The sequence below is a fragment of the Streptomyces sp. NPDC041970 genome, assembly GCF_055588985.1.
Genome location: NZ_JBVJCD010000006.1, coordinates 123,331 through 145,125 on the forward strand (window position 1 = coordinate 123,331; position 21,795 = coordinate 145,125).

The window sequence follows — 21,795 nt, forward strand, 5'->3', positions numbered from 1 at the left end:
GGAGAAACCAATGTGGAGTGGGGGGCCCCTCTCCCCCCCCCCCCCCCCCCGCCCCCCGCCCCCCCCCCCCCCCCCCCCCCCCGGACCTGGGAACCTACTTGGAATCGGCCGGCTTCTCGGCGGTTGCCTTGGGCGCCTTGGGGGGCTGCTCGGCCTCGGGCGACGCCGGGGCGTCGGGAGCCTTGAAGTCGTCCCTCTTCGGTGCCTGCAAGCCCTCGTCCTTCTGCAGATCGCCGTGCCGCGTCACCGTTTCGCTGGACTTCTCCATGCCCGCAGCCGCGGCCGTCGATACGGATCCGGGGTCTCGGGCGTAGGCGGCCTGGTTGCTGGCGGACGCCTGGGTGGTCTGGATGAAGGAGGCGAGGAAGCCGAGGATGGCCCGCGCTTCGGGCGCCTGCTCCTGCACGACCTTCGCGCGGTGGGAAGCGCCGTGCATTCCGCTGGTGAACAGGCTCGTGGTCGTGTCGTCGTATGTGCCGTCGTCAGCGTCCTCGAAGTCGACTCCCGCTCCCGGCTGCGGCTTGTCGCGGTCGGTGGTCACCGAGAAGAGTCCCGCGCCCGTTCCCGCGGAGTCGAAGACGTTCTTGAACACCATGCTGGTCACCTCTGGTCGTTGTGGCGGCGGCGCCCGCTGGTCAGGGCCCCTTGTAAAGGTCTCGGTCGCTGTCGGTGAGGCTCTCGCCGTCGAACATCGTGTGGTGGACCTCCAGGGCGGAGACGACCTCGGCCATTCCCTTCATGCGGAAACCACCGCCGGCCAGGTCGAGGTCGGTGATGTCGCGGGCGACCAGCTGGTCGAGCCCAGGGAGGTCGTCCGGCTGCGGTGGGGACAGGACGGCCACCGGCACGGCGTACTTCACCGCGAGCAACCCGGAGAAGGTCACCGGGATCTCATAGGTGTACTGCTTGAGGGCACGGCGCTGCGTGACGATGGTTTCCACGCGGGAGCCCGGAGGGACCGTGCCGGAGATCTGTGATTTCGACGCCCAGCCCGTGGACAAGGAACCACCGACGGAGGCCGCGATGCCCTGGGCCAGCGCAGCGTTGAGGCCCGCGGTGCCGGAGGCGCTGCCCGTGGTGGTGAAGTCCACCGAGCCGGTCATCGTGGCCGAGGCGGAGTTCGTCATCCCGTTGGTCACTGCCGTGTCGACGGTGTTGGCGTTGTCCACCCCCACGCTGTCCTTGCTGTTCTTGTTGGTCACCGTGTTGGCGTTCTTGTTCGCCATCTCGTTCTTGAGCTGCGTTCCCAGTTGCCCCTGCAGGTTCAGACCGAGCTTGTTCTGCAGTTGCAGTTGGAGCTGGGCGCTGACGTTGCCGCCGAAGGTGAGCTTGGAGTCTCCCGAGAGTGACCAGGTGGCCCCGTTCGACACGGTGAAGTCGACGGAGTCGGTGAAGTTCATCGGGGACTGGCTGCGGTTGACGTAGGTGCGCGAGGAGAACGTGTCGGGTGGGGGCTGGGTGATGTTGCGCCGCTCCTCGATCAGCGGCTCCCCGAGGTTCATATAGGCGAGCCAGCCCCGCTGGTACGCCGTGCCGGGGAAGGAGCCGAAGCTCGACTTGTTCACGGAGAAACCGACGGGCTTGTGCCGCACCCCGTAGTCGTCGACGTAGACCAGGTTCGGGTGTTCCAGGATGGACTGCCAGGTCTGCTCGATATTGAGCTCCCGCAGGTTCTTCTTCGTCAGCGGCTGGCGCTTGGCCCGTCCCAGGTTGTACGCGTTGGAAGGCAATGTCCATCCTCGACTGATGTGACCGAAACCGCACTGGTGAAATAGCGACAGGAAATCTGTACGCGTTCCGGCAAGCGAAGCTAGCAGGGGCCTCATCACCCGAGAAGGCGGCTCCGGGTATCGCACTCAAACGGGTGATCCAGAATTCTCGGCGGCTTTGATCACCCGAACGATGACCTGCAGCGCTTGGCCTGAGAGCTCTGACCTCGAAACTTGCTGCTTTGAGGGCATTTACTCCGATCGTACATTCGCTTATGCAGTCGAACTGATCACGAGCGATGAGGTGTCCGGTAATGGACGCGTGATAAACCACATCACTGAGCACCTGAAACATTGTTCTCCCCATCAAGAACAGGTGAGGTATCCGCGATGTACACCCAAGAACGCACGGCTATGTCCAATTTGGTGGTCGGCGGCCCGGTGGCGGTGAACAGCTACGACAACGCCATCGTGGCCGCCCTCGTCGAGAACCGTCCGGTCATGCTCGTCCACGCCTTCAACGGCGGCTACCTGCGACCCACGGAACTGGTGGCGAGCAGTCACGACAAGGGCGCCAAGCTGGCCACCGCGCTCGACCCGGCGACCAAGGACGCGCAGGGCCATCTCTGGCACATCACCCCCGGCGGCTTCTTCGGCCAGCGCCCGCTGTACTTCATCGAGAGCGCCGCGGGTCAGACGACACCCCCGCCCGCCGGCGCGGCCGACGCCGATGCCGGTCGCGGTGACGACGGAGCGCCGAAGCCTCAGCGCAGGCGCGTCACGGTCCACCAGGACGCCCCCCAGAGCACGGCCGACACCTTGCAGGTGGGCCTGCCCGCGAAAGTGGGCGACAAATGGCGCGGGAAGAACGGGGCGACGGAGGACACCCAACTCTGGGTCGTCACGGTGACGCCGTGGGGCGGGATCACCTTCGTGCCGATCACCCACCCCGACGCCATTCTCGGGTTCAAGGACCACGCGGTGGCGAAGGACAGCGAGGCGCGGCTCACCTACAACTGGGGCGGGGACTTCACCGGGACGGTCATCAACACGTTCTACCCGCGACTGCCCAACGAGTGGGACGTCCCCTACCACCACGTCTTCACGTGATCCGCAGCCACCACGCCGTACCCGTCCCGAGCCGCCGCACCAACCGCCTGGAAGAGGCACCACGATGCCCGTGCCCACGCAAGAGTTGAAGCTGGAGATCGTCAACGCCGCCACGGGTCGACCCCTCGGCGCCAAGGCCGTGCCGGCCGCGGACGGGACGCTCGTCGTCCGCGACTACCCCAAGAACGGCCCGGGCCCGGACCGGTGGCAGTTCATCCCCGTGCCGCCGGGCACGCAGGACGACCCGGTATACGTGATCCGCAACACGGTCGGCGGCAAAGTGCTCGACACCCCGGCCGCTGCGGGCCAGGGCGTCCGTCAGTCGGACGCCTCGGGCAAGAAGGGCCAGCAGTGGCGCCTCGTCCCCGTCGAGGGCGAAGCGGGCCTGTACCGCGTGGAGGGCGCGGCCGACGGCACCGTGCTCGACCTCGACGAACCCGGAAAGGAGGACACCCGGATCGTCCTTCGCGCGTACGACGACAGCGCCGAGACCCAGCGGTGGCGCCTCCTCCCGGCCGAGCCGGAGCGCACCGGCGACCTCGTCCTGGACTGGGCGCCGCTGAGCCACTGGAACAGCCGCCAGTCCTGGCGACTGACCCATGACAGGAGGGCACTGCGGCCGGCCCCCGACACGACGCCCTCCTTCAGCAACGTACTGCTGGTCCTGGAGAAGTTCGGATACGACCAGGGCGCCGGCGGATGGAAGACCGACAGACCCAACCGCTGCCCTGCCGGGCAGGCGGGCTGGTGGGCCGGGCCCGGTGAGCGGTTCCTCGCCGACACCACCGGAACAGGGCTCGCGGACATCGTCGGGCTCAAACCCGCGAAAGGGGCGGTGACCTCGTCCAGCAGAGGGGACGGGACGTTCGACGATGAGGAACGGGTTCTGCACCCGCCCGCCTCCTCCGCGAGTCCCAAAGACCTGTGGACCCTCGCGGACCTCACGGGCCAGAGCCGTCCCGGTGTCGTCGTGCTCGCCGCCGAAGGCGTCCGGGTGTCCACCCAGGACGAGGGCGGCACGTTCGCGCCCGCGGGTGGCGAGCTGGTCCTGCAGGCGTTCGGCCACGGCCCACAGGCGGGCGGCTGGCTCGTCGACAAGCACGCCCGTTTCCTCGCCGACACCACCGGTGACGGCAGGCTCGACGTCGTCGGCTGCCACGACGACGGCGTGTGGGTATCCCTCCAGGACGAGGAAGGAAAGTTCGCACCGCTCGCCGACGAACCCGTACTCAGGGCGTTCGGCCACGGCCCACAGGCGGGCGGCTGGCTCGTCGACAGGCACCCCCGTTTCCTCGCCGACACCACCGGTGACGGCAGGCTCGACGTCGTCGGCTGCCACGACGACGGCCTCTGGGTCTCCCTCCAGGACGAAGAAGGAGCATTCGCCGAACCTCTCTACACCCTCGACGACTTCGGGGTCGACCAGGGATGGAAGTCAGTCGAGGAACACCCCCGGTTCGCGGTCAGAACAAGCAGCGCCGGCCCAGTGGACATCGTCGGCTTCGGCCCGCAGGGCGTTGTCGTCGCACGCGGACGAGGCGACGGCACGTTCGAGCCCTCCCGGCTCGTTCTGAACGACTATGGGCAGGCTCAGGGGTGGACGGGCGAGAAGCACCTGCGGCTCCTCGCCGACGTCACCGGCGACGGCAACCCTGACATCATCGGCTTCGGCAACGAGGGCGTCTGGGTATCGCACAACAGCGGCGACGGCCGCTTCGAGCAGGCCCGGCTGGTGTGCCGCGGATTCGGGTACAACGAGGACGCCGGCGGCTGGCGAGTCGACCGCCACCCCCGCTTCCTCACCGACATCACCGGCGACGGACGCATCGACATCGTCGGCTTCGGCGGCCCTGGCGTCCACGTGGCCCGCAACCTCTTCCGCCGCTTCAGGACCCGATAACCCCGGAAGCACCCGCAACGCATCACCGCACGGGGGCGCGACCGCTGGCGTTCTCACGCTTGCGGTGCGGCCGGGCCGGGTGCCCGTGCCGGGTGATGTCGAGTGGCGTCTCCAGACCATGTCGAGGTTGCCCTGCGCTTCGCACCCCGTCGGCTACGTCCGTCCGTCCTCCCGCGGGCGCACGGTCACAGGGGAGGGGAGGGGAGGGGAGGGGAGCAGGCAGAAGCCCCCCAGCCGGCGACGGCTGCGGGGGCTTCTGGAGCGGCGGGGTTGTGCGTCAACACGGGCCCGGCCGGAGGTTCCACGGCCCCCGGCCGCACGCTGGCGGCTGGAGGGCCGGGAACCGGCTCACCGCGCGCGCAGCTTGCGCCAGGTGTTCTCCCCGACGATGCCGTCAGCGGTGATGCCCCGGGAGCGCTGGAACGCCGTGACCGCGTTGAAGGTGTCGGTTCCGTATACCCCGTCGGCTCCCGACGCGCCGACGCCGAAGCCCTTGTGCAGGAGAAGGCACTGGATCTCCCTGACCCGGTCGCCGGTTTCTCCCCGCCGCATCACGATGTTCCACGCCCAGCTGTAGTTCGCGGTCCAGCCTTCGTAGTTCGTCGAGACCCGCCAGATGACGGAGCAGGCAGCCGCCGAGACGGACGTCGAGTCCTGCTTCGTCTCCGACGCGGAGGACCGATGCAGGATCGCGGGGAGCGCACCGTCCAGCGGATCATCGAGGCCGCCGGCATCGTCTTCGACTGCGAGGGCTACGCCGGTGCGACGACCCCGGAGATCCAGGACCTCGCCGGCGTCTCCCGCGGCGGGTTCCACCACCACTTCGCGTCCAAGGAGCAGCTCGGCGACGCGGTCCTGGCCCGCCAGGACCTGTACTTCCAGCAGGTCGCCGAGCGCACGGCTACGACCCGACCCCCGACCTCCGGTTCAGACCCTGATCGACATCAGCCACCACTACACCGCCAGCATCCTGGAGGACCCCGTCCTGCGGGCCGCCGTACGCCTCAGCATCGAACCGGGCCCCTACCAGACCGGCGACAGCTACGCCGACCCGGGCCGGGGACTCGTTCGGATCGACGGCGCCGCCTGGCGGGAGGCAGGTCGTGCGGTAGTCGACGTGCTGGATCAGGACCCGGCCGCGCCGGTCGGTGATCAGCACGGACGTACCGGCCCATACGGCGGCCGAGGCGCGCAGGACCCCGTACTCCTCGTCGGACATCCTCGTGCTGGGCGGCGCGTCAGGGGCGGCGTGCCGGTCATCACGTCTCCGATCGTGCGGGCGGAACCATGGGACGGCGGGGTCGGTCAGGCGACGAGCTGGTGAGGGTCGCCCGGCGCGGGGCCGGGGGTGAGCCGGGTGAACTGCTCGGTGCGGATGATCTCGCCGCGTTCTGCTTCGGGCAGGCGGGCGAGCAGGCCGGGCAGGGGCCGCTCGCGGGCGACCTCGCTGCGGTGCGCGAGGATCGCCTCCCACTTCACCGCGGCCCACGGTGAGACGTCGACGGCCGTGGTCACGTACGTGTCCGGCACCGCGAGGAGTGTCTTCCCGACGCTCCGAAGGAGCGGGCCGAGCCGGCCCACACCGGATCGCGAGTGCGTGGCCATGTACAGGGCCGCCGGCTGCCAGGGCTCGCCGGCGTCGGGATACAGGTGCGGCAGGCCGGCGGCCTCGACGGCGAGGAGGGTGATCTGGTGGGCGCGCCGGTGGTCCGGGTGCCCGGTGAGCTGGCCCAGGGCGTCGTGGCCGACGACGATGTCGGGCCGGACCTCGCGGATGTGTGCGACGAGGCGGCCGACGGCTTCGTCGAGGGGCGCGTCGACGAGGCGTACGGCGCCGTCGGGTGCCGAGGTGGGGTTGCGGGCATCGGCGTAGCCGAGCAGCCGCGGCGCCCCCGCCCCGAGGACGGCCAGGGCATCGGCGAGTTCGGCGGCCCGCGGGCTGGCGGCGGCCCACGTCATGGTGACCACGGCCGTAGGCACGTGAGCGGCGGCGTGCTGGGCGAGGACCCCGCCGGCGAGCAGTGACTCGTCGTCCGGATGCGCGAAGACGCCAAGGAGGGAGGGCACGTTCGAAGACGGCACGGGTGTCTGCCCTTCGGGGGTCGGGGTGGGACAGGAGGTGGGCCTGCCGGTCGGCTGCATGTTCACGCGGCGGTCGCCGGGGGCATGGGCACCGGGGTGCCGGTGAGCTGTTCGGCGCGCCGGGCCAGGTGCGGGGTGAGTTCGGGGTGACCGCCGCGCTCGGACACCTGCAGCAGCTGCGCCAAGGCGACCAGCTCACCGATCCGCCCTTCCTCTGTGCCGAGGACGTCGGGGAACGTGGCTCTGATCCGGGCCGCGGTAGCGGGCACGGTCAGGCTGTACGCGTGGAACAGCCCGATATCGAACCCGGCCGGCATCCGGCCCCAACCCTCCCAGTCAAGGAGCACCAAGGGCGGCGGAAGAAGGTTCCCCCCATGGAGATCGCCGTGCCCGGTGATCCAGGAAGCGACCTGGACGGTGGGAATGCCGAGCAGGCGCGAGAAGTGCCGGTCGATCCACTGCTGACGCACCGCCTGCCGACCGGTGGGCACCGTGGCGGTCGCGGTGAGTGCCGCGCGCAGGTCCGCCCACCAGGAGTCGGGCAGATGAAGGTCCCAGGTCAGGACGGGGCCGCCGGACTGGAGGGCGGGCCGGGGCAGGTACTCCGACAGCTCGGCGCGGTAGCGGTGCGTGGGGTCCGTCCACTCCAGGATGTCGTGGACCCGGGGGCGCGGCACAGCCCGGGGGAGCAGGGTGTCGGCGCGTACGGTCCCGTCCCAGGTGATGCCGCAGGGTTTGCCGAGCGGTGCGCCGACCACCCTCAGCCACCGGTCCTCCTCGGCCCGGCGGCTGAGGGTGCGCCCTCGGAAGCCCCAGGTGGCGGGCCCGTGCACCCGTAGGCGAAGAGTGCGCGCCGCGGCGGCGAGCGCCCTGCGCATCCGCGCGTGGTCGGCCGGGTCGGCAGGCGGGGTGAAAACGGCCGCCGGGGCGGGCCGTTGCTCTGTTGGGCGGACGGTTGTTTGGGTGGGTGTGCTGGTGGACGTCACGTCGGTCTCCCGGCGGCGGGTTCAGCGGTGTGGAGGTGGGCGAGGGCGGCCTGGAGGGTCTGCCCGGCGGTGAGGGTACTGGTCTCGATGACGTGCCCGTGGACGTGCGTCCAGCTCGCGGCAGCGCCGTCGTAGCCGGCGGTGCGACGGCGACGGTAGGCGCGTACGGCGTCGCTGCGAACGGGGTCGCCGGGGAACTCGCCGCTGCGGGCGATCCGCCGCTTCAGGGGATCCGGTGCGCAGTGCAGGACGATGTGGCGGAAGCCGGCGGGGTGTCGGCGCAGCGGGGTGAACCGTTCGTCGGCGTACTGCGGGTCGAGGACGGTCATCGGCACGATGACGGGGCCACCGGTGCAGTCGGCGAGGCTGGTGACGAACGCCAAGGTCAGGACACGCCAGGGAGGAAGGTCCTGGTAGGCGCGGGTGCGGCGGTCGTGGCCTTTCAAGGCGTCCCGCAGCAGGTCCCCGACGCCTTCCGGGGCGGCGATCACGGCGCCGCCGAGTGCGTGGCGCAGGTCGGCGGCCAGGGTGCTCTTCCCACCCCCGAAGGGGCCGTTCAGCCAGCAGATCACGGTGCCACCCGCACGCTCGCGGCGGTGGCGGGTCCGTGCGCCGGAGCCGGGAGCGGGGCGCGGGCGCCTCGGCCGGGCCAGCCGAAGACCATGCGGCAGGCGGGGGTGTCGACCCGGTCGCCGGGCGGCAGCTGATCGTCGGGGGTGCCGGCCGGGTGGATGCTCAGGGCCGGGTACCAGCTCTCGCGCACCTCCCGGTCCCAGGTACGGACACACGAGGCGAGCCGCTCGGCCAGCTCCGGCCCCGCGGGCCCGTGGGCGTGGACGAGGAACTCGCTGCGCCAGTCGGCGGGTTCGGGCCCATCGGCGATCTTGGTGTGGGTCAGGTAGGCGGCGAGGGAGCCGTCGGCGACGATCGCGGCCGCGTCGCGCTGGGCCACGACCTCGGAGCCCGCAGGCACGCTCAGGCGGCAGAAGCCGTCCAGGGTCGTCGCGGCGAAGAGCTGCAGCGTCTCGAAGTTGAACTGCCCGGCGACGATCAGGCCCGTGCCGCGCTCGTACCGCCCACCGGCAAGGGCCTCCTCCAGGCCACCTGTGTCCCCGGCTGTCCCCAGCTCCCACCGAACGGTCACCTCCCCGCCCGCCAGTACGGCGGTGGGGACGGTACGGGCGGCGGCGCCGCGGTCCCGGACGAACCCGCAGTACGTCCGGTGCTCCGCGTGCAGGACATCGCCCCGGCGGACCAGGGTGATCGAGCGGGTGTAGCCGCCGACGTCCAGGGCACGACCAGCCGGCCGCCCTCGGCCAGCTGCTCCCGCCACGCGGGGGCGATGTCGGTCGCGGTGTGAGTGATGATCACCGCGTCGAACCCGCCCGGGGGGACATGCCCGGGCGCGCCCAGGCTGCCGTCGCCGAGCACCGCGGTGACCCGCCCGCTCCCGGCCTCCGCACAGAGCCGTTCCGCACGTCGGACGACGAAGGGGTCCAGGTCCACGCTCACCACGCGCCCGCGGTCTCCGACGTGATGCGCGAGGAGCTCGGCGTTGTAACCGCCGGACCCCACCTCCAGCACGTGCATCCCCGGCTCCAGGCGCAGATGCTCGGCCATATCGGCCTGCAGCCATGGCGCCGAGACGGAGCTGACGACCGTCCCGTCGTCCTCCCGCACCGTCGCGACCGCGATCTCGTCGTCGTATGCCGTCGCCAAGGGGGCCTCCGGCAGGAACCGGTGCCGTGGCACGGAGCGCAGCGCGGCCTGAACACGGGAGGAGGGGGCCCAGCCGCCACGGATCACGCTCTGGGTCATCTGCTCCCGCAGGCGGACGGCCTCGGCCGGTTCCCCGGCCACCGGCCCGTACAGGGCCGCACGCGGGTAGGAGTGGGCCTCGGGGGAACGGGGCACGACGCCGGGCCAGACCGAGTTCAGGGCCAGTGCGGACGGAGCGAAGAGCCGCCCCAATGCGGCGAGCGTGTGCAGCGGAAACCACTCCCAGCGCGGGAACTTGAAGGGTTCCCGGAGCTCGAGTTGGCCTGTCCAGGAGGCGATGCGGACGGCGGCGATGCGGCGTACGTCCTGCCGGTCGTCGTGCAGGATGGTGACGACGTGGGCGTCGGCTTCCATCGCCACCAGCCCGGTCTCCTCGGCGAGTTCTCGTACGGCGGCTGCCTGCGCGGACTCGCCGGTCTCGACACCACCGGCCGGCAGCTCCCACATGCCCCCCGGGTGGAGCGGCCCAGAAGCACCCGTCCTTCCCCGTCGGTGACGATGGCCGAAGCTCCGCAGACCGCCTGCGGGGCCGGCCGGTCCCGCTCCACTGCGGAGACCTCGCCGGCGGGACCCCGCAGCACGAGGACCGCCAGGCCCTCGGCGTCGAACCGTGCCACTGCGTCGAACCCCTCGGACAGCAGCTCGATCTCGTTCTCGTCCAGGGCGGTGTTCTGCCGCTCGGCAGGGGTGGTCTCCGACAGCGGGGTGATGACGACGATCGCGCCGCCCGCACGCAACTGGGCGCCGAGCGTGCGCAGTAGGGCGGTCCGGTCGGAGATGAACGCGATGCACAGCCGGAGCGTGATCAGGTCGAACCCGGGTTCCTCGTCCGGGGCGGCTTCGGGAAGCGGTTCCCGTTCGACGTCGCGACACCACCACCGCACCCCCTTCACCTCGGCGTGGTCGTCCCGCGCCCGCTTCAGGGCTGCTTCGGCGTAGTCGACGGCGTCCACCGTGTAGCCCATGCCGGCCAGCGCGACCGCCGGCTCACCCGTCCCGCAGCCGACATCGAGCGCCCGACCCCCGCCGTCGGGCACGGGTGTATGCGCGGCCAGCAAAGTGCGCTCGACCTCACCCACCTGCCGAAACCCTTTCCCGTCGGCGTAGTGGTCCTGCCATGTCTGCTTCTTCGGCACCGTGATCATCGCTCTGCTCCTGCTCGTCCGGGTCCGCGCTTCATAGGGGTGCGCCGCTGGCGGCGGCACGGGGGTCAACGAGGCCAGGCCGTCGCCCCGTACAGCGCGGCGGGCCGGCCTTGCATGAGTGCCCAGTACCGGCATCCGAACGAGAAATGCCACCATTCGAACGGATATGGTTGAAGTCCGGCATCGGTCAGGGCGGTGGTGAGGACAACCCGGTTCGCCTTCGCCGCCGCAGGGATGTTCGTGGCGTCGGCGAAGCACGCCCCGTCGCTGTCCTCGGGGGTCGCGTTCATCGCCGTACCCATGTCCAGCTCGCGGCCGTCGGCGTCGACGAGCGTCAGGTCGACGGCGGCGCCGGCGCTGTGCGGGGCGATCTCCGGGGGAGAGACATACCGGCTGGCCGCATCCCGCACCTGCTGCACGGTCCACCGTGGGTGCTCGCTTCGCAGGCGCTGCGTGTACCGCTCGAAGTACTTCTTCTGGAGCTCCGGGGGCCGGTAGCCCTCCACGACGAGTAGCCGCAGCCCTTCCGGGAGCCGGTCCTGTGCGCCGACGAGCTGGTCGCGGACACGCTCACGCAGGTGGGCGAAGGCGCCGGCGGGGTCGCGGCGGCGGCTGTCGACCAGCAGCGGCACCGGGCCGGTGCGCACATCGACGAGCGGTTCACCGCACTCGCGGACCGGGATCGCGGCGACCCGCGGGTCGGACATCACGATCACGCTCATGCGTCCCCCCAGCCCCAGGTGATCTGTTGAGCGATGCCCGTGGCCCGGGCGGCCATGACCGCCTCCAGGCGGGAGTAGTCCTGGGCGGGCATCAGAGCCTTCCAGTCCTCCACCGCCAGCATTCGGACGTCGTCGTGCTCCTCGGCGTCCAGCGTGATCGACCGGATCTCCTCCGGGGTGAGGCACCCGCCATCGAAGATCCACCCCGCCGTGCCGTACGGCCACGAGCCACCGGGAGGTGTGAAGACGGAGGCGAGCAGCCGCAGCGGCCCCTTCACCACCAGCCCGGTCTCCTCGTAGCACTCCCGCAGAGCGGTCTGGAGCGGCTGCTCGCCGTGGCCCATCGTGCCGCCGGGGAACTGCCAGGGGTGGGAGGAGGAGTACGTGGCGTGCAGCTGAACGGGCCGGCCGCCCTGGTCGGTGAGGACCACGCAGGCGTAGCCCGTGAACTTCGGGACCGTCTCCGCATAGTGCGGCACCGGGGGTGGCCCGGGAGCCTCACCCTCCCGGTCGATCAGGCGGGTCATCCGCATCATCGACGACGCGGGGGCGACCCCCACCTGCTCATAGAGCGGTGCGGCCTCCTCGCTGGCGTTCAGCTCGAACAGGGTGACCCCCTCGGAGGCCAGCTGGTCCAGCAGCGCGGATACCGCCCTCAGGGCGTGGCCGCGGCACCGGAAAGCGGGCAGCGTGGCGACCAGGTGCACCCGCCCGGCGAGCCCCTTGGGATAGGCGGGGGCGGGCAGAAGCCGGTGGACGAAGCCGAGGGCGCAGCTTGCGGGCCTTCCGTCCGGTGACACCACGACGGCGGCGCGGGCGTCCCCGCCCGGCTCGAGCCGACGGGCGAGGTCCGTGCTGCCCGATGCCGTCCACACCTCGTCCAGCGGCTCGGTCAGGATGAGCTCCGACCGCATCCGCAAGATGGCCTCGGCGTCAGCAGATGTCGCCTCCCGTACCACCCACGGGGGCTCTGCAGTAGGAAGGTTCGGGTCTGCTGTTGTCGCTATGCCGCGGATCATGCATGACCTCCAGCCGTAGATGGCGGCGATGGTTCGGCGCGCAGCCGGGACAGGGCGCACCGGCCGCGCTCCACCAGCTCGGGATCACCGTGGGCGGTGCCGTAGGCGATGCCGGAGACGGCGTCGAGGACGGACAAGGCCGTGAACTGGTCCTCTTCCTCCGGGGTGAAGGGGCGGCCGTAGCCGTCCATCACGGCCTGGAAGAGGTCGGGCCGGCCGTGCCAGGCGCCGGAGAGCCGTACGAAGTCCCGCACGGCCGGGCCGACTTCGGCCCGTTCGAAGTCGATCACGTAGAGGGCCTCAGCGGTCTCGTCCCAGCCCAGATTGCGGAGCTGGAAGTCACCGTGCGTAGGCACGGTCTCCGAGAGGGCCAGGCCGGCGGCCCTCTCGGCGGTGGCGCGGATGAATTCCTCGTCGCCGGGCGTGAGATGAGGCAGGGCACCGGCCAGGTGCCGCTCCACCTTGCCCAACGGCGAGCCGTCGGCGGGCGGCCGGGGCGGGGCGCTGTGGTGGATGGACGCCGCGAGCTGCCCGATGCGGTGGAAGACCCGCCGCTGGTGCTCGGGCCGGTGGACGGCGCCGTGCAGGGTGCGGCCGCCCACCGCGGTGAGCACGACGGCCCGCAGCGCGGGAGCGGCGGCCACCAACCGGGGTGCGGCCGCACCGAGACGGGGAACCCAGCTGCGCAGGGCGCCCACTTCACGTTGGTGGAAGCGGTCGTTCTGGTGGACCTTGACGTACCACTCACCGCCCTCCGCGCCGGTTGCCCGCCATACGCGGCTCTCCTCCCGCGCCCAGGACACGTCCGTCCACGCGGTGATCCGGCCGACCGCCTGCTCGGTGAACCGGCGCACCGCCTGCTCCGGGACCGTGCAGCGCGCGGCGGGGTCCGGGAGGAGGACCAGCCGGTCGGCGGACGGGTCGTAGGCGATCGGGTCGCCGGGTTCCTGGAAGTGCACGGCCATCCGCGCGCCGGTCCGGTAGGCATCCAACCCGGCCCGGCAGTACGCCACCATCGGCTCCGGCAGGGCGTCGAAGGCGAACCACCCCATGGCGTCGCACACCTGGGGCTCCATGACCTCCGGGGTGCCCTCCCACCGCTTCACCTCGAAGAACACCCCGATCCGGGCCCCGCCCGCAGGGGCTCGGTGGTGCACGGTGACGGCCGCCCGGACATCGGCCCGGTCGACGACGACACCGGCCTCCTCCCGGGCCTCCCGCAGCAAGGCGGCGACCATGTCCTCCCACGGGCCGTCCAGATGCCCGGACACGAGATGCCAGCAGCCTGCCGCGTACACGTTGCCGGCCCGCCGGGACAGCAGCACCTCAGGCCCCGCCGCGCCGTCGCGCACGGCGATCAGGTGGACGTCGAGCGGCTCGGTGTGCCGCTGGGCGCCGCTCACGCGGAGCCGCCGGGGCGGTGCGCGAGCAGTACGGTGAACACCGCGTCCTCCGTCAGGACGCCGCTGTCGGCATGGTCCTGGAGCAGCCGGAGAGCGGCGGCCTCGAGATCGCCGTGACGGCCGGCGAACAGGGCGGGGCGGGCGAAGCTGGTGGTGTACAAGTAGCCGATCACGTCCTCGGGCGCCCAGGCGCGGGAGACGGGGAAGCGGTGCTCGGCCACCTCCACGGACACCGACAGACCGCCGGCCGACGCGACCGCCTCGCCCGTCACCGTCCGCCGCACGGCCGGCACCGGAACGCTTCCCGCTCTGGCCGCCTCGCCCAGGGCCAAGGCCTGCCGCTCCGCCTCCATGTCGGTCCCACGGGGGTACGCCTTCACGAACCACCGACCGCCCCCGCGGTCCTCGGCCACGTAGTTACGGGTCACCGTTCCCGCCGGACCCTCGCTGACCGCGGCCGGTGTGATCCGGTACAGCAGCGCCAGGATCCCGGCCACGACCATGACGTCGGACTCGGCACTCACCTCGCCGCCCCCGACGGTGCCGGCCTGCGGACGGACGGGGCACGCTGCTCGGGCTGGTTCCCGGTAGGTGTGCTCACCCTGCTCACCAACCCATCTCGGAGTAGGGGCGACCTTCGGCGATCGCGGCGATGGCCGTTCGGGTGTAGGGGACGGTCCGGCCCGGCAGCTCATCCCGCGGCCACCACTTCCAGGCCAGGCACTTGTCGGGCTCAAGCACCTTGGGCTCGCCCTCCCATCGGCGGGCCTTGAAGACCAGCTGCAGCAACGGCAGCGCGCCTGGGCTGTCGACGACGTGGACGACGTGCGCCAGTTCCACGTCCATGGGGTCGATGACGAGACCGGCCTCCTCCTCCGCCTCGCGGACCAGGCAGGCGAGGGCGGACTCCTGCTCGCACCGGCCGGCGAGGTAGTGCCAGGTGTCGCCCGCGTACGCCGAATCGGGGTGACGCAACCCGAGGAGCACCCGGCCTTCGGCATCTTCGAGGTGGAGGTGGACTCCGATGCCTTGCAGCACCGTCCGGCTGCCCCCATCCCAAACCGCGGGAACCGCGTCCTGCTCGTTGTCCGCAGGGTTCTCGGCCGCGTGCCGGCGAATCAGGTCCCGGGTGGCGGGGCTCAGGCGCAGCCGGTCCAGGTCCTCGGGGGCGAACCAGCGCAGCAGCACGCCCTCGTGCAGCCGGAGCAGGTCGGGGGTGCCGCGCCACCGGCCCGCGAACACCTGGACCGGGACGCTGAGGCCATCGACGCTGGTGGCCGCCTCCACGGCATACGGCTCCAGGCCCTCCAGGCGAAGGTCGGGGACCTCCTCGGACAGCTCCCGCAGCAACGTGTCCTCAAGGCTCTGGTCTTCGTGGCTGCGGCCGCCACCGAGAAGGTCGAAGGCCCCCGACTGCCAGATGATGCCGGGCTTGTGGTCGCGCAGGTGGAGAAGGTACCGGCCTCGGCCCCGGCCGTCGTGGATGAGCGCGGAAGCGTTCACCGGTTCCGGCTGTCCGTCCAGCCGCGCCCGGAGAAGCTTCTCGCGCAGCGTCGGCGAGGTGACCTCCGACAACGGAACCCACCGGGTGCCGGACACCTCCTCGTCCTGCAAGGTGATCGCCGGCGGCTCCTCACCGGCGAGATAGAACACGTAGCAGAAGTCGTAGTGCTCGTGGGCCGGTTCGGTCTTCGAAGGGTTGGCGTCGATCTCGTGGACGTCGATGTCGACCGGGGAGCCGAGCACCTGCCGGCTCAGGCACAGGGCCCCGGGGGAGATCCCGGCCTCCTCCGCCACCTCGCGCAGCGCCGCGGCGAGCAGCGTGCGGTCCTCGGGCTCGATGTGGCCGCCGGGGGTGAGCATGAGACCGGTGGCCCGGTGCCGGATGTGCAGGACCCGGCACCGGCGGTCGACGATGACGGCGCTGCACGTGACGTGCCCGGGCATCGTCGTGCGGGCGGTCACGTCGACGGGCCGGTCCAGCGCGGCGAGCAGCCCGGCCAGGGCGTCACGCTCGCCTGGGTGGCGTCCGAGGTACGCCTGGACGGTCTTGCGGATCGAGGAGGAGCTGGGGGGCACGGGTGTCGTCTCGCCTTCGACGTAGGGCCGGGTGTGTGGGGCCGGCTGGTGGAAGTCGCGCTGCTGAAGGTCAGCTCGCCGCCTCGTGGTCGGACGGCTGGGCACCGCGGGGACCGGGAAGCATGTCGGTCGTCGGCGCGACGCCGTACTGGGCGGCCTGGGCGACGAACATGCCCTGATACAGGCCGCCCTCACGTGCCATCAGGTCCTCGTGGGTGCCGTCTTCGACGACGCGCCCCTGGTCGAGGACGTAGATGTGGTCGGCCTTCATGGTGGCGGCGAGCCGGTGGGTGACGAGGACGACCGCGTGCCCCTCCTCGGCCAGGGACCACAGCCCCTGGAAAGCGGCGATCTCCGCATGGGGGTCAAGGGCACTGGTCGGTTCGTCGACCAGGAGGAACGGGGCCTGTCGATACCTTGTTCGAGCGGATCCCAGCTTCTGCCACTGGCCGCCCGAGAGCTGGACGCCCCGCTCGTAGCCCTTGAACACGATCGAGTCCCAGCCGTGCGGCAGGCCCTCGACCAAGTCGAGCATGTCCGCGTCCTTGGCGGCCTTGCGGACGCGGTCCATGTCCCGGGGACGGTCGCCGATGCCGATGGCCACGTTCGCGGCGGCCGTCATCTCCCAGCGCGGGAAGTCCTGCGCCAGCAGGCCCACGGTGCCGAAGACGTGGGCACGGTCCGCCTCGCGGAGCTCGACCCGCTCACCCGACTCGCCCACCCACCACACGTCTCCCTCGGCAGGGAGCAGGATTCCTGCCAGCACCTTCGTCAGGGTGGTCTTGCCCGACCCGTTCGCACCCACCAGGGCCGTGACCTTCCCCCGGGGCACCCGTACGCTCACGCCGTTCAGGGAGGGGCTGTCGGCCCCCGGGTAGGTGAACGACACCTGCTCCGTCCGTACCTCCAGCGCCGGCGCGGGCAGCGGTGTACCGGAGGACGGGATGGCGTTCTCGCCCGCCACCTTGATGGCGTCCTCGGTGTCGGTGAGGAACAGCAACTCCTCGTACAGCCGGTTGACCTGCTGCACCAGCGACGTGAGGCGCGCCGTCGAGGTGCGGATGGCGATCACCGCCGTGCCGCCGACGGCGAGCGGCAGACCACCGGACGCCAGAAGCCACCACAGCACCCCGTAGCAGGCCATCGACGCGAGCCCGGCGAAGCCGCCGGCGATCAGGTCCGTGGAGGCCTGGGCCCGGGCCAGGCGCCGCTGCTCGGCCTCCGTCTGCCGCGACATCTCCTCATAACTGGACAGCAGCTTCGTACCGGCGGCGTGCACACGGATCTCCCCCGCGGCATGCGGGCGGGTCAGGTAGGCCAGCAGAGAGGCAATCGCCCGACGGTGGTCGACCCAGTTCAGGCGCGAGAGGTAATCGCGGCGCGCGGAGCGGACCGCCCCCCACCCCTTGGGCAGGGCGATCACCAGCAGCATCGGCAGCAGAGTCCAGTGCAGCGTCGCGAGCACGACCGCGGCCGCCGCCATGCCGATCACCACGTTGCCCACGCCGACCGACAGCCGCAGCATGTTGCGGGCCGAGTCCGTGCCGAACCTCCCGGCCTCCAGAATGCGCTGAATCTCCGGCCGTTCGGTCGCCTCGACCTCGACGTGGGTGACGGCCGTGTAGTACCGGGCGGAGACCGCCCGCTCCACCTGCGGCTCCAGCCGGCCCGACATCGCCGTGGACCATGCCGACAGCACCGCGGTCGCCACCGCCGCGACCGCGAGCACCGCCAGCGACGGAAGCGCCTCGCGCAGTTTGTCCTCCGTCGGGCCGTCGGCGAACAGCTGCGTGAGGACGCTGTTGACCGCCACCAGCCCCCAGCCGGCCGTCGCACCCTGCCCGAGCTGCGCCGCTACGACCCCGGTGAGCGCGCGCTGGTCCGTCTGCCACCCGATACGCAGAACCATGCCCATCATGGCCGGCAGCGCCGCCGCCATGTGCCCGAACTTCAACCGGGTCAGGGGCCCTTCGTGCCGGACGAAAGCCTGGTCGTATCGAAGGCGGCCGCCGTAAAGCTCCTGCTCGGCGGCCGAGATGTTGTCGGCGTTGGGATCCTTCGACGGATCATGGGTCTTGTCGCCGTCCGGTTCGACTGATGTCAATGTGTTTCCCCTCGTGGATGCGGCGGGCGGGTCGGCATGTTCAACGACACCGGCGCGATTTCGAACACATGTCTTTCGGACGGGCTCCGCACCCCGGGATTGAGCGGGTTGGCGAAGGTGCGCAGTGCACCGACCCTTTCCGTACAAGAGCCGTTAGCTGGAGGCAGGTTGGCCGAAACGCCGATGCCCGTGCAGCGTGCTTCGCGGGGTCGGCAAGAGCGCACCGTGTCATGACCGGGTCGGCCGGCCCTGCGTGCTTCCTGGTGGGCCCGGCGAAGATCTGACCGGGTACGGCGCGCGAGCCGGCAGCGTGCCGGTTCCCGGTCGCACACAGCGTCGTCGTGCACCATCACGTACGGAGCGTTGCGCTCAGCAGCAATCGGAGCGTCAGCGCTCCTCCTGACTGCGGCCGTGTTCGCTCGCCTCGGAACCCGGGGGATGGGGGCTGGGCAACCGCGAGGCGCAGCGTCATGACCGCGTGGTCGGTCAGGCCCGCGTCGCGGGCCTCCTGGTGGTAGTCGCAGGCGAGGACCCGGTCGGCGTGGGGAGTGGAGACGAAGATGTGGTCGAAACGGAAGCCGTTGCCGTCTGTGCCCGTACCAGAAGTGGGCGATCTTGTCGGGGTGCAGGTGACGGAAGGCGTCGGTGAAGCCGACGGCCTGGAAGGGGTCGTAGAAGGCGTACTCCCGGCCGCCGAACACCTTGTGCGGCGGCCGATGGCCGCGTTCGATGGCGTTGAGGTCGCCGGCCACGATGACGGGCATGTCCGGGAAGCCGGCATGGAGCTTGGGCAGGGGCCTGGGTGACCGCGTCCTGGAAGGCACGCTTGGCGACCTTGCGCTGCTCCCTGGGGCCGCGGGAGGGGACGTACAGGCCGAGGACGCCGATGTCGTGGCTGCCGATGGCGACCCGGGCGGCCGGGGCCCGGTGAGGGGTGACGGCGACGGGGCTCTCCACCGGATCGGCGTCGGCTGTGCGGCAGGCGATGACCGTGCGGTAGTCGTGGTCCTTCGACTGCGGGGCGATGACGGTGGCGTACCCGCGCTCGCCGAGCGCGGGTACGAGAGCGTCACCCCTGCTGGGGGGAGGACACCTCGGTGAAGACGGCATGTCCGCGTTCTCCTGGGCGGCGACCCAGGCGGCCTGATGGCGGGAGCGGTCCGGGGAGGCGTGCTGGGCGCTGAACAGCAGCAGCCGTACGGCTTCGCCGGCCGGGGCGTGCGCGGGTTCTTCCGGGGCGATCAGGGAGAGTTGCTCGGCAGGGGCGCTCATCGGCCGGCGCCCTGCTCGTCGAGGAACACCTCGCTGTGGGCGTCCAGCGCCTTCTGGAGCCGGCCGAGGGCACCGCTGACGAAGGCGAGCTCGTCGACGGTGAGCGGGGTGCCGACTGCGGCGAGGTTCTCGGTGACCTGCTCGGGTCGGGTGAAGCCAATGAGGACGGCGGCGTTGTCGGCCTGCTGCAGGCAGTACTGCAGGGCGACGCGGGTCAGGGCCGCCGAGGTGGCGCCGAACCGCCCGCGCAGCGGTGCCACACACCGACCAGGACGCCGCCGCGGCCGGCGCTGAGCGCGCGCCGCGGCCTTGGCCGATCTGGAGCTGGAGGAGGCGATCGCCCTGCGGAGCGCCGACCACCTGTCCGGTCATGAAGGTGCGGGTCTGCTGCAGCAGTGACGGCGACCGTCCATGGCACCCCTGCCGCTGGCGTCCCGTTCCGGTGGGCTCGCGACATACGCGGTGCGCTGGCGGGCTGCTGCACCGCGACATCGAGGCGACCGCGCCCGCGGCCCGGCGCCATGTCTGCGACGTCGACCTCGCCGGGGTCCGCCACGGCGGCCCGGCGGCCTTCGCCGGCCCGCTACTGGCCCGCACGGTCCTCGACCTCGCCGCGGCGGACGCCGCAGCCGGACTCCCGCTCGCCGAGCGGCTGCGGGCGTGGCCCCGGATCACCCAACCCAGGCCGACGCGCACCTGCACGCCCGGCTGCTCGCAGACCACCTGGCCGCGCACCCGCCCCACGCCGAAGGCCTGGGCACCGCTTCCCCGGGCCCGGGCGCCGCAGGTTCCGCCGAGGCGGCGGGACTAGGAGAGTGGCGGGCCGGGCGGCGGAGGCCACGGTGCTCCTGCTGGCCGGCCGCCCGACTCCGGAGGGCGCCCGCTTGGTCGCCCTGGTGCTCACGGACTGCCCGCCCGAGCGTGCCGCAGGCCCTCAGCGGCGGACCCACTCCGCGTTCGGCCCCTCACCCGCGGCCCCCGAGGTGGGAAGGCTCTGCCCGCCGCCGACCGGTCGACGGCACAGTGGACCGCGCAAAGGCTCACACGGCGGACGGCCTCCAGACTCCGACGGACCGCTCCAAGAGGCGCATTGTCATCGAGCAGGCGATCAACCGTCTGAAACAGTCCTGGGCAGTCGAGACTCGCTACGACAGCGCGGCTACGTCGTTCTTCGGGCCGCGTCCGCAGCGGCCCTCGTCCTCTGGCTTCGCACTTGAGTGCGTGTGTCACAACGTGCTCGCTCGATAGGCCCATGCCTGATCGATCACCTCATCGGCAGAAAGCTCTGGTTCTGGCGGCCAGAAGATCAAGCCGCTGACGTGGCCCGATGGACAGTCCAGGGCTCGGTCAAGCTTGTCCAGCCACCCGTTCACCTCGTCCTCGGAGGCATAGTCCGCATCCCCGCCGTACGAGCACAGCCGTTTCAAACCGGCTCATCTCCACGGCACCCATCACAGCCTTCCTGGGCGCCACCCCAACCACCAGCATGATCGCCCGGACAATTCCTAGTCGGCTGCTCCCGGGCAACGAGAAACCTCAATGCAGAAAGGGAACAACGACGTCGAGAAGTCTGTCCGGCGCCTCCACCGGCAGCAGGTGCCCCGAGCGCGGGAAAAGCACCAGGCGCGCGTCGGGCAGGTGCTGAAACGACCGCAGTGCTTGTCGGTACGGCAGCACCCGGTCACGGACCCCCCAGGCCACGAGCGTGGGCATGGTCAGGTCCCGCAAGTCGTCGAGGAGCAACTGCCGCTGCCCGAAAGGGCCAGTGATGGAACGTTGGGCGCGCAGAGTTGTAGCGAGGGCCTTCGGTGAGGAGGCCGCTTTGGTCTGGGAGTGCCACCATGTCGGGGGCAATCGCCACGGATGGTAAGCACCGGTCACAGAGAGCCATGTGACGAGCAGCTCCGGACCCAGTGGAATCCTGGGCAGAAGCAGGGAGAGTTCGCCGAGCGGGGTCACCGCCTGGAGAATTTGCGCTGGGTGGATGGCGCGACCCATTCCGGTGGAGCCGATCAGGACCAGGCGGGGGACGTGTGCCGAACGTTGCAGAGCCATGTGGACGGTTATGGCGCCGCCGAGTGAATGGCCGACAAGGGCCGCCTTTCTGACACCGATCGTGCTGAGGAAGCGCCAGAGGAATGCGGCTGTAGCTTCTGGGACCGCGCTTGTCATGGAATCGCTTCTGCTGTTGCCGGGCAGGTCAACTGCTATGGCCCGGTAGTGGCGGGCGAGTCCCGTCACCATGTCGTACCAGTTCTCCGCGACTCCTCCTTCGCCATGCACGAGGAGGACCGGACGACCGTGTCCGGCTTGAAGGAAACGGATGCGCACACCATGGACCGTGACCCGATGGGCTTCGGCCTTCGAACTGCCGTGCTTCACGGTTGGCCCCTCATGCAGGTCTGTCGCTGGGATGTTGCGCGCGCGGTAGTCGGCAGGGATGGCCTCATCCTTTCCAGCCTCCACCTCGTCGGGCCGTTACCGA

The 21,795-nt window shown here is 71.0% G+C and carries 20 protein-coding genes and 2 pseudogenes; 4 read left to right on the forward strand and 18 right to left on the reverse strand.

Annotation, left to right across the window (positions count from 1 at the left end; translation table 11 throughout):
• Window positions 1–94: 94 nt before the first annotated feature.
• Both ACZ6EJ_RS05575 and ACZ6EJ_RS05580 read right to left on the reverse strand, forming a co-directional pair.
• Window positions 95–595 carry a hypothetical protein gene (locus tag ACZ6EJ_RS05575; RefSeq protein ID WP_469264836.1) on the reverse strand — a complete coding sequence of 167 codons (501 nt, stop codon included), beginning with the start codon at window positions 593–595 and terminating at the stop codon, window positions 95–97.
• A gap of 40 nt (window positions 596–635) precedes the next feature.
• Window positions 636–1,730 (reverse strand): hypothetical protein, encoded by a 1,095-nt coding sequence (locus ACZ6EJ_RS05580; protein WP_469264837.1) that lies wholly within the window; start codon window positions 1,728–1,730, stop codon window positions 636–638.
• A gap of 369 nt (window positions 1,731–2,099) precedes the next feature.
• On the opposite strand from ACZ6EJ_RS05580, the gene ACZ6EJ_RS05585 reads away from it, so the two are divergent.
• Together ACZ6EJ_RS05585 and ACZ6EJ_RS05590 are read left to right on the forward strand one after the other, a co-directional pair.
• Entirely contained in the window at window positions 2,100–2,819 is a 720-nt protein-coding gene (locus tag ACZ6EJ_RS05585; RefSeq protein ID WP_469264838.1) for a hypothetical protein, read from the forward strand.
• A 64-nt stretch (window positions 2,820–2,883) separates the two neighbouring features.
• On the forward strand, window positions 2,884–4,719 hold the full coding sequence (locus ACZ6EJ_RS05590) for an RICIN domain-containing protein (RefSeq protein ID WP_469264839.1): 1,836 nt from the start codon (window positions 2,884–2,886) through the stop codon (window positions 4,717–4,719).
• 348 nt (window positions 4,720–5,067) lie between these two features.
• Here the strand turns inward: ACZ6EJ_RS05590 and ACZ6EJ_RS05595 are convergent, their stop codons facing one another.
• On the reverse strand, window positions 5,068–5,541 hold the full coding sequence (locus ACZ6EJ_RS05595; protein ID WP_469264840.1) for a peptidoglycan-binding domain-containing protein: 474 nt from the start codon (window positions 5,539–5,541) through the stop codon (window positions 5,068–5,070).
• On the opposite strand from ACZ6EJ_RS05595, the gene ACZ6EJ_RS05600 reads away from it, so the two are divergent.
• Window positions 5,452–5,871, forward strand: coding sequence for a TetR family transcriptional regulator (locus ACZ6EJ_RS05600; protein ID WP_469264873.1), 420 nt, complete (start codon window positions 5,452–5,454; stop codon window positions 5,869–5,871). The two genes, ACZ6EJ_RS05595 and ACZ6EJ_RS05600, sit on opposite strands and share 90 nt — an antisense overlap.
• A gap of 153 nt (window positions 5,872–6,024) precedes the next feature.
• Here ACZ6EJ_RS05600 and ACZ6EJ_RS05605 read toward each other — a convergent pair whose 3' ends face one another.
• The 13 genes and pseudogenes from ACZ6EJ_RS05605 to ACZ6EJ_RS05665 all read right to left on the reverse strand — a co-directional run bounded on the left by ACZ6EJ_RS05605 (window position 6,025) and on the right by ACZ6EJ_RS05665 (window position 17,972).
• Window positions 6,025–6,801, reverse strand: a complete 777-nt coding sequence (locus ACZ6EJ_RS05605) for a PIG-L deacetylase family protein (protein WP_469264841.1) — start codon at window positions 6,799–6,801, stop codon at window positions 6,025–6,027.
• Window positions 6,802–6,863: 62 nt separating this feature from the next.
• On the reverse strand, window positions 6,864–7,679 hold the full coding sequence (locus ACZ6EJ_RS05610) for a hypothetical protein (protein WP_469264842.1): 816 nt from the start codon (window positions 7,677–7,679) through the stop codon (window positions 6,864–6,866).
• Window positions 7,680–7,783: 104 nt separating this feature from the next.
• Complete coding sequence (locus ACZ6EJ_RS05615) at window positions 7,784–8,359, reverse strand: AAA family ATPase (protein ID WP_469264843.1); 576 nt, start codon at window positions 8,357–8,359, stop codon at window positions 7,784–7,786.
• The gene (locus tag ACZ6EJ_RS05620) at window positions 8,356–8,931 is read right to left on the reverse strand and encodes a class I SAM-dependent methyltransferase (protein WP_469264844.1); all 576 of its coding nucleotides are present in this window, start codon (window positions 8,929–8,931) and stop codon (window positions 8,356–8,358) included. Before ACZ6EJ_RS05620 ends, ACZ6EJ_RS05615 begins: the two co-directional genes overlap by 4 nt.
• Window positions 8,928–9,758: a methyltransferase domain-containing protein gene (locus ACZ6EJ_RS05625; RefSeq protein WP_469264874.1), complete on the reverse strand. Its 831-nt coding sequence runs from the start codon at window positions 9,756–9,758 to the stop codon at window positions 8,928–8,930. Before ACZ6EJ_RS05625 ends, ACZ6EJ_RS05620 begins: the two co-directional genes overlap by 4 nt.
• A gap of 60 nt (window positions 9,759–9,818) precedes the next feature.
• Window positions 9,819–10,013 (reverse strand): annotated as a pseudogene (locus ACZ6EJ_RS05630) (NUDIX domain-containing protein); the annotation flags it as partial.
• Between the two features lie 278 nt (window positions 10,014–10,291).
• Window positions 10,292–10,867, reverse strand: a pseudogene (locus ACZ6EJ_RS05635) (class I SAM-dependent methyltransferase); the annotation flags it as partial.
• Complete coding sequence (locus ACZ6EJ_RS05640; RefSeq protein ID WP_469264845.1) at window positions 10,777–11,433, reverse strand: M15 family metallopeptidase; 657 nt, start codon at window positions 11,431–11,433, stop codon at window positions 10,777–10,779. The gene ACZ6EJ_RS05640 and the pseudogene ACZ6EJ_RS05635, both read right to left, overlap by 91 nt.
• Entirely contained in the window at window positions 11,430–12,347 is a 918-nt protein-coding gene (locus ACZ6EJ_RS05645) for a GNAT family N-acetyltransferase (protein ID WP_469264846.1), read from the reverse strand. The genes ACZ6EJ_RS05640 and ACZ6EJ_RS05645 overlap by 4 nt, the downstream gene beginning before the upstream one ends.
• 101 nt (window positions 12,348–12,448) lie before the next feature.
• Window positions 12,449–13,855 (reverse strand): phosphotransferase, encoded by a 1,407-nt coding sequence (locus tag ACZ6EJ_RS05650; RefSeq protein ID WP_469264847.1) that lies wholly within the window; start codon window positions 13,853–13,855, stop codon window positions 12,449–12,451.
• Window positions 13,852–14,379 carry a hypothetical protein gene (locus tag ACZ6EJ_RS05655; protein ID WP_469264848.1) on the reverse strand — a complete coding sequence of 176 codons (528 nt, stop codon included), beginning with the start codon at window positions 14,377–14,379 and terminating at the stop codon, window positions 13,852–13,854. Before ACZ6EJ_RS05655 ends, ACZ6EJ_RS05650 begins: the two co-directional genes overlap by 4 nt.
• 82 nt (window positions 14,380–14,461) lie before the next feature.
• On the reverse strand, window positions 14,462–15,934 hold the full coding sequence (locus tag ACZ6EJ_RS05660) for an NUDIX domain-containing protein (RefSeq protein ID WP_469264849.1): 1,473 nt from the start codon (window positions 15,932–15,934) through the stop codon (window positions 14,462–14,464).
• Window positions 15,935–16,004: 70 nt separating this feature from the next.
• Complete coding sequence (locus ACZ6EJ_RS05665; protein ID WP_469264875.1) at window positions 16,005–17,972, reverse strand: ATP-binding cassette domain-containing protein; 1,968 nt, start codon at window positions 17,970–17,972, stop codon at window positions 16,005–16,007.
• A 671-nt stretch (window positions 17,973–18,643) separates the two neighbouring features.
• Here ACZ6EJ_RS05665 and ACZ6EJ_RS05670 point away from each other — a divergent pair.
• Window positions 18,644–18,844, forward strand: a complete 201-nt coding sequence (locus ACZ6EJ_RS05670) for a hypothetical protein (protein ID WP_469264850.1) — start codon at window positions 18,644–18,646, stop codon at window positions 18,842–18,844.
• 462 nt (window positions 18,845–19,306) lie between these two features.
• Here the strand turns inward: ACZ6EJ_RS05670 and ACZ6EJ_RS05675 are convergent, their stop codons facing one another.
• Window positions 19,307–19,570 carry an aldo/keto reductase gene (locus ACZ6EJ_RS05675; RefSeq protein WP_469264851.1) on the reverse strand — a complete coding sequence of 88 codons (264 nt, stop codon included), beginning with the start codon at window positions 19,568–19,570 and terminating at the stop codon, window positions 19,307–19,309.
• Between the two features lie 1,276 nt (window positions 19,571–20,846).
• Complete coding sequence (locus tag ACZ6EJ_RS05680) at window positions 20,847–21,692, reverse strand: alpha/beta fold hydrolase (protein ID WP_469264852.1); 846 nt, start codon at window positions 21,690–21,692, stop codon at window positions 20,847–20,849.
• Between the last annotated feature and the right edge of the window lie 103 nt (window positions 21,693–21,795).

Excerpts from the sequence above, each read along its gene's own strand:
- ACZ6EJ_RS05575 (WP_469264836.1), bottom strand. The coding sequence starts at position 595 with ATGGTGTTCAAGAACGTCTTCGACTCCGCGGGAACGGGCGCGGGACTC.
- ACZ6EJ_RS05585 (WP_469264838.1), top strand. The coding sequence starts at position 2,100 with ATGTACACCCAAGAACGCACGGCTATGTCCAATTTGGTGGTCGGCGGC.
- ACZ6EJ_RS05590 (WP_469264839.1), top strand. The coding sequence starts at position 2,884 with ATGCCCGTGCCCACGCAAGAGTTGAAGCTGGAGATCGTCAACGCCGCC.
- ACZ6EJ_RS05610 (WP_469264842.1), bottom strand. The coding sequence starts at position 7,679 with ATGCGCAGGGCGCTCGCCGCCGCGGCGCGCACTCTTCGCCTACGGGTG.
- ACZ6EJ_RS05640 (WP_469264845.1), bottom strand. The coding sequence starts at position 11,433 with ATGAGCGTGATCGTGATGTCCGACCCGCGGGTCGCCGCGATCCCGGTC.
- ACZ6EJ_RS05645 (WP_469264846.1), bottom strand. The coding sequence starts at position 12,347 with ATGCGGTCGGAGCTCATCCTGACCGAGCCGCTGGACGAGGTGTGGACG.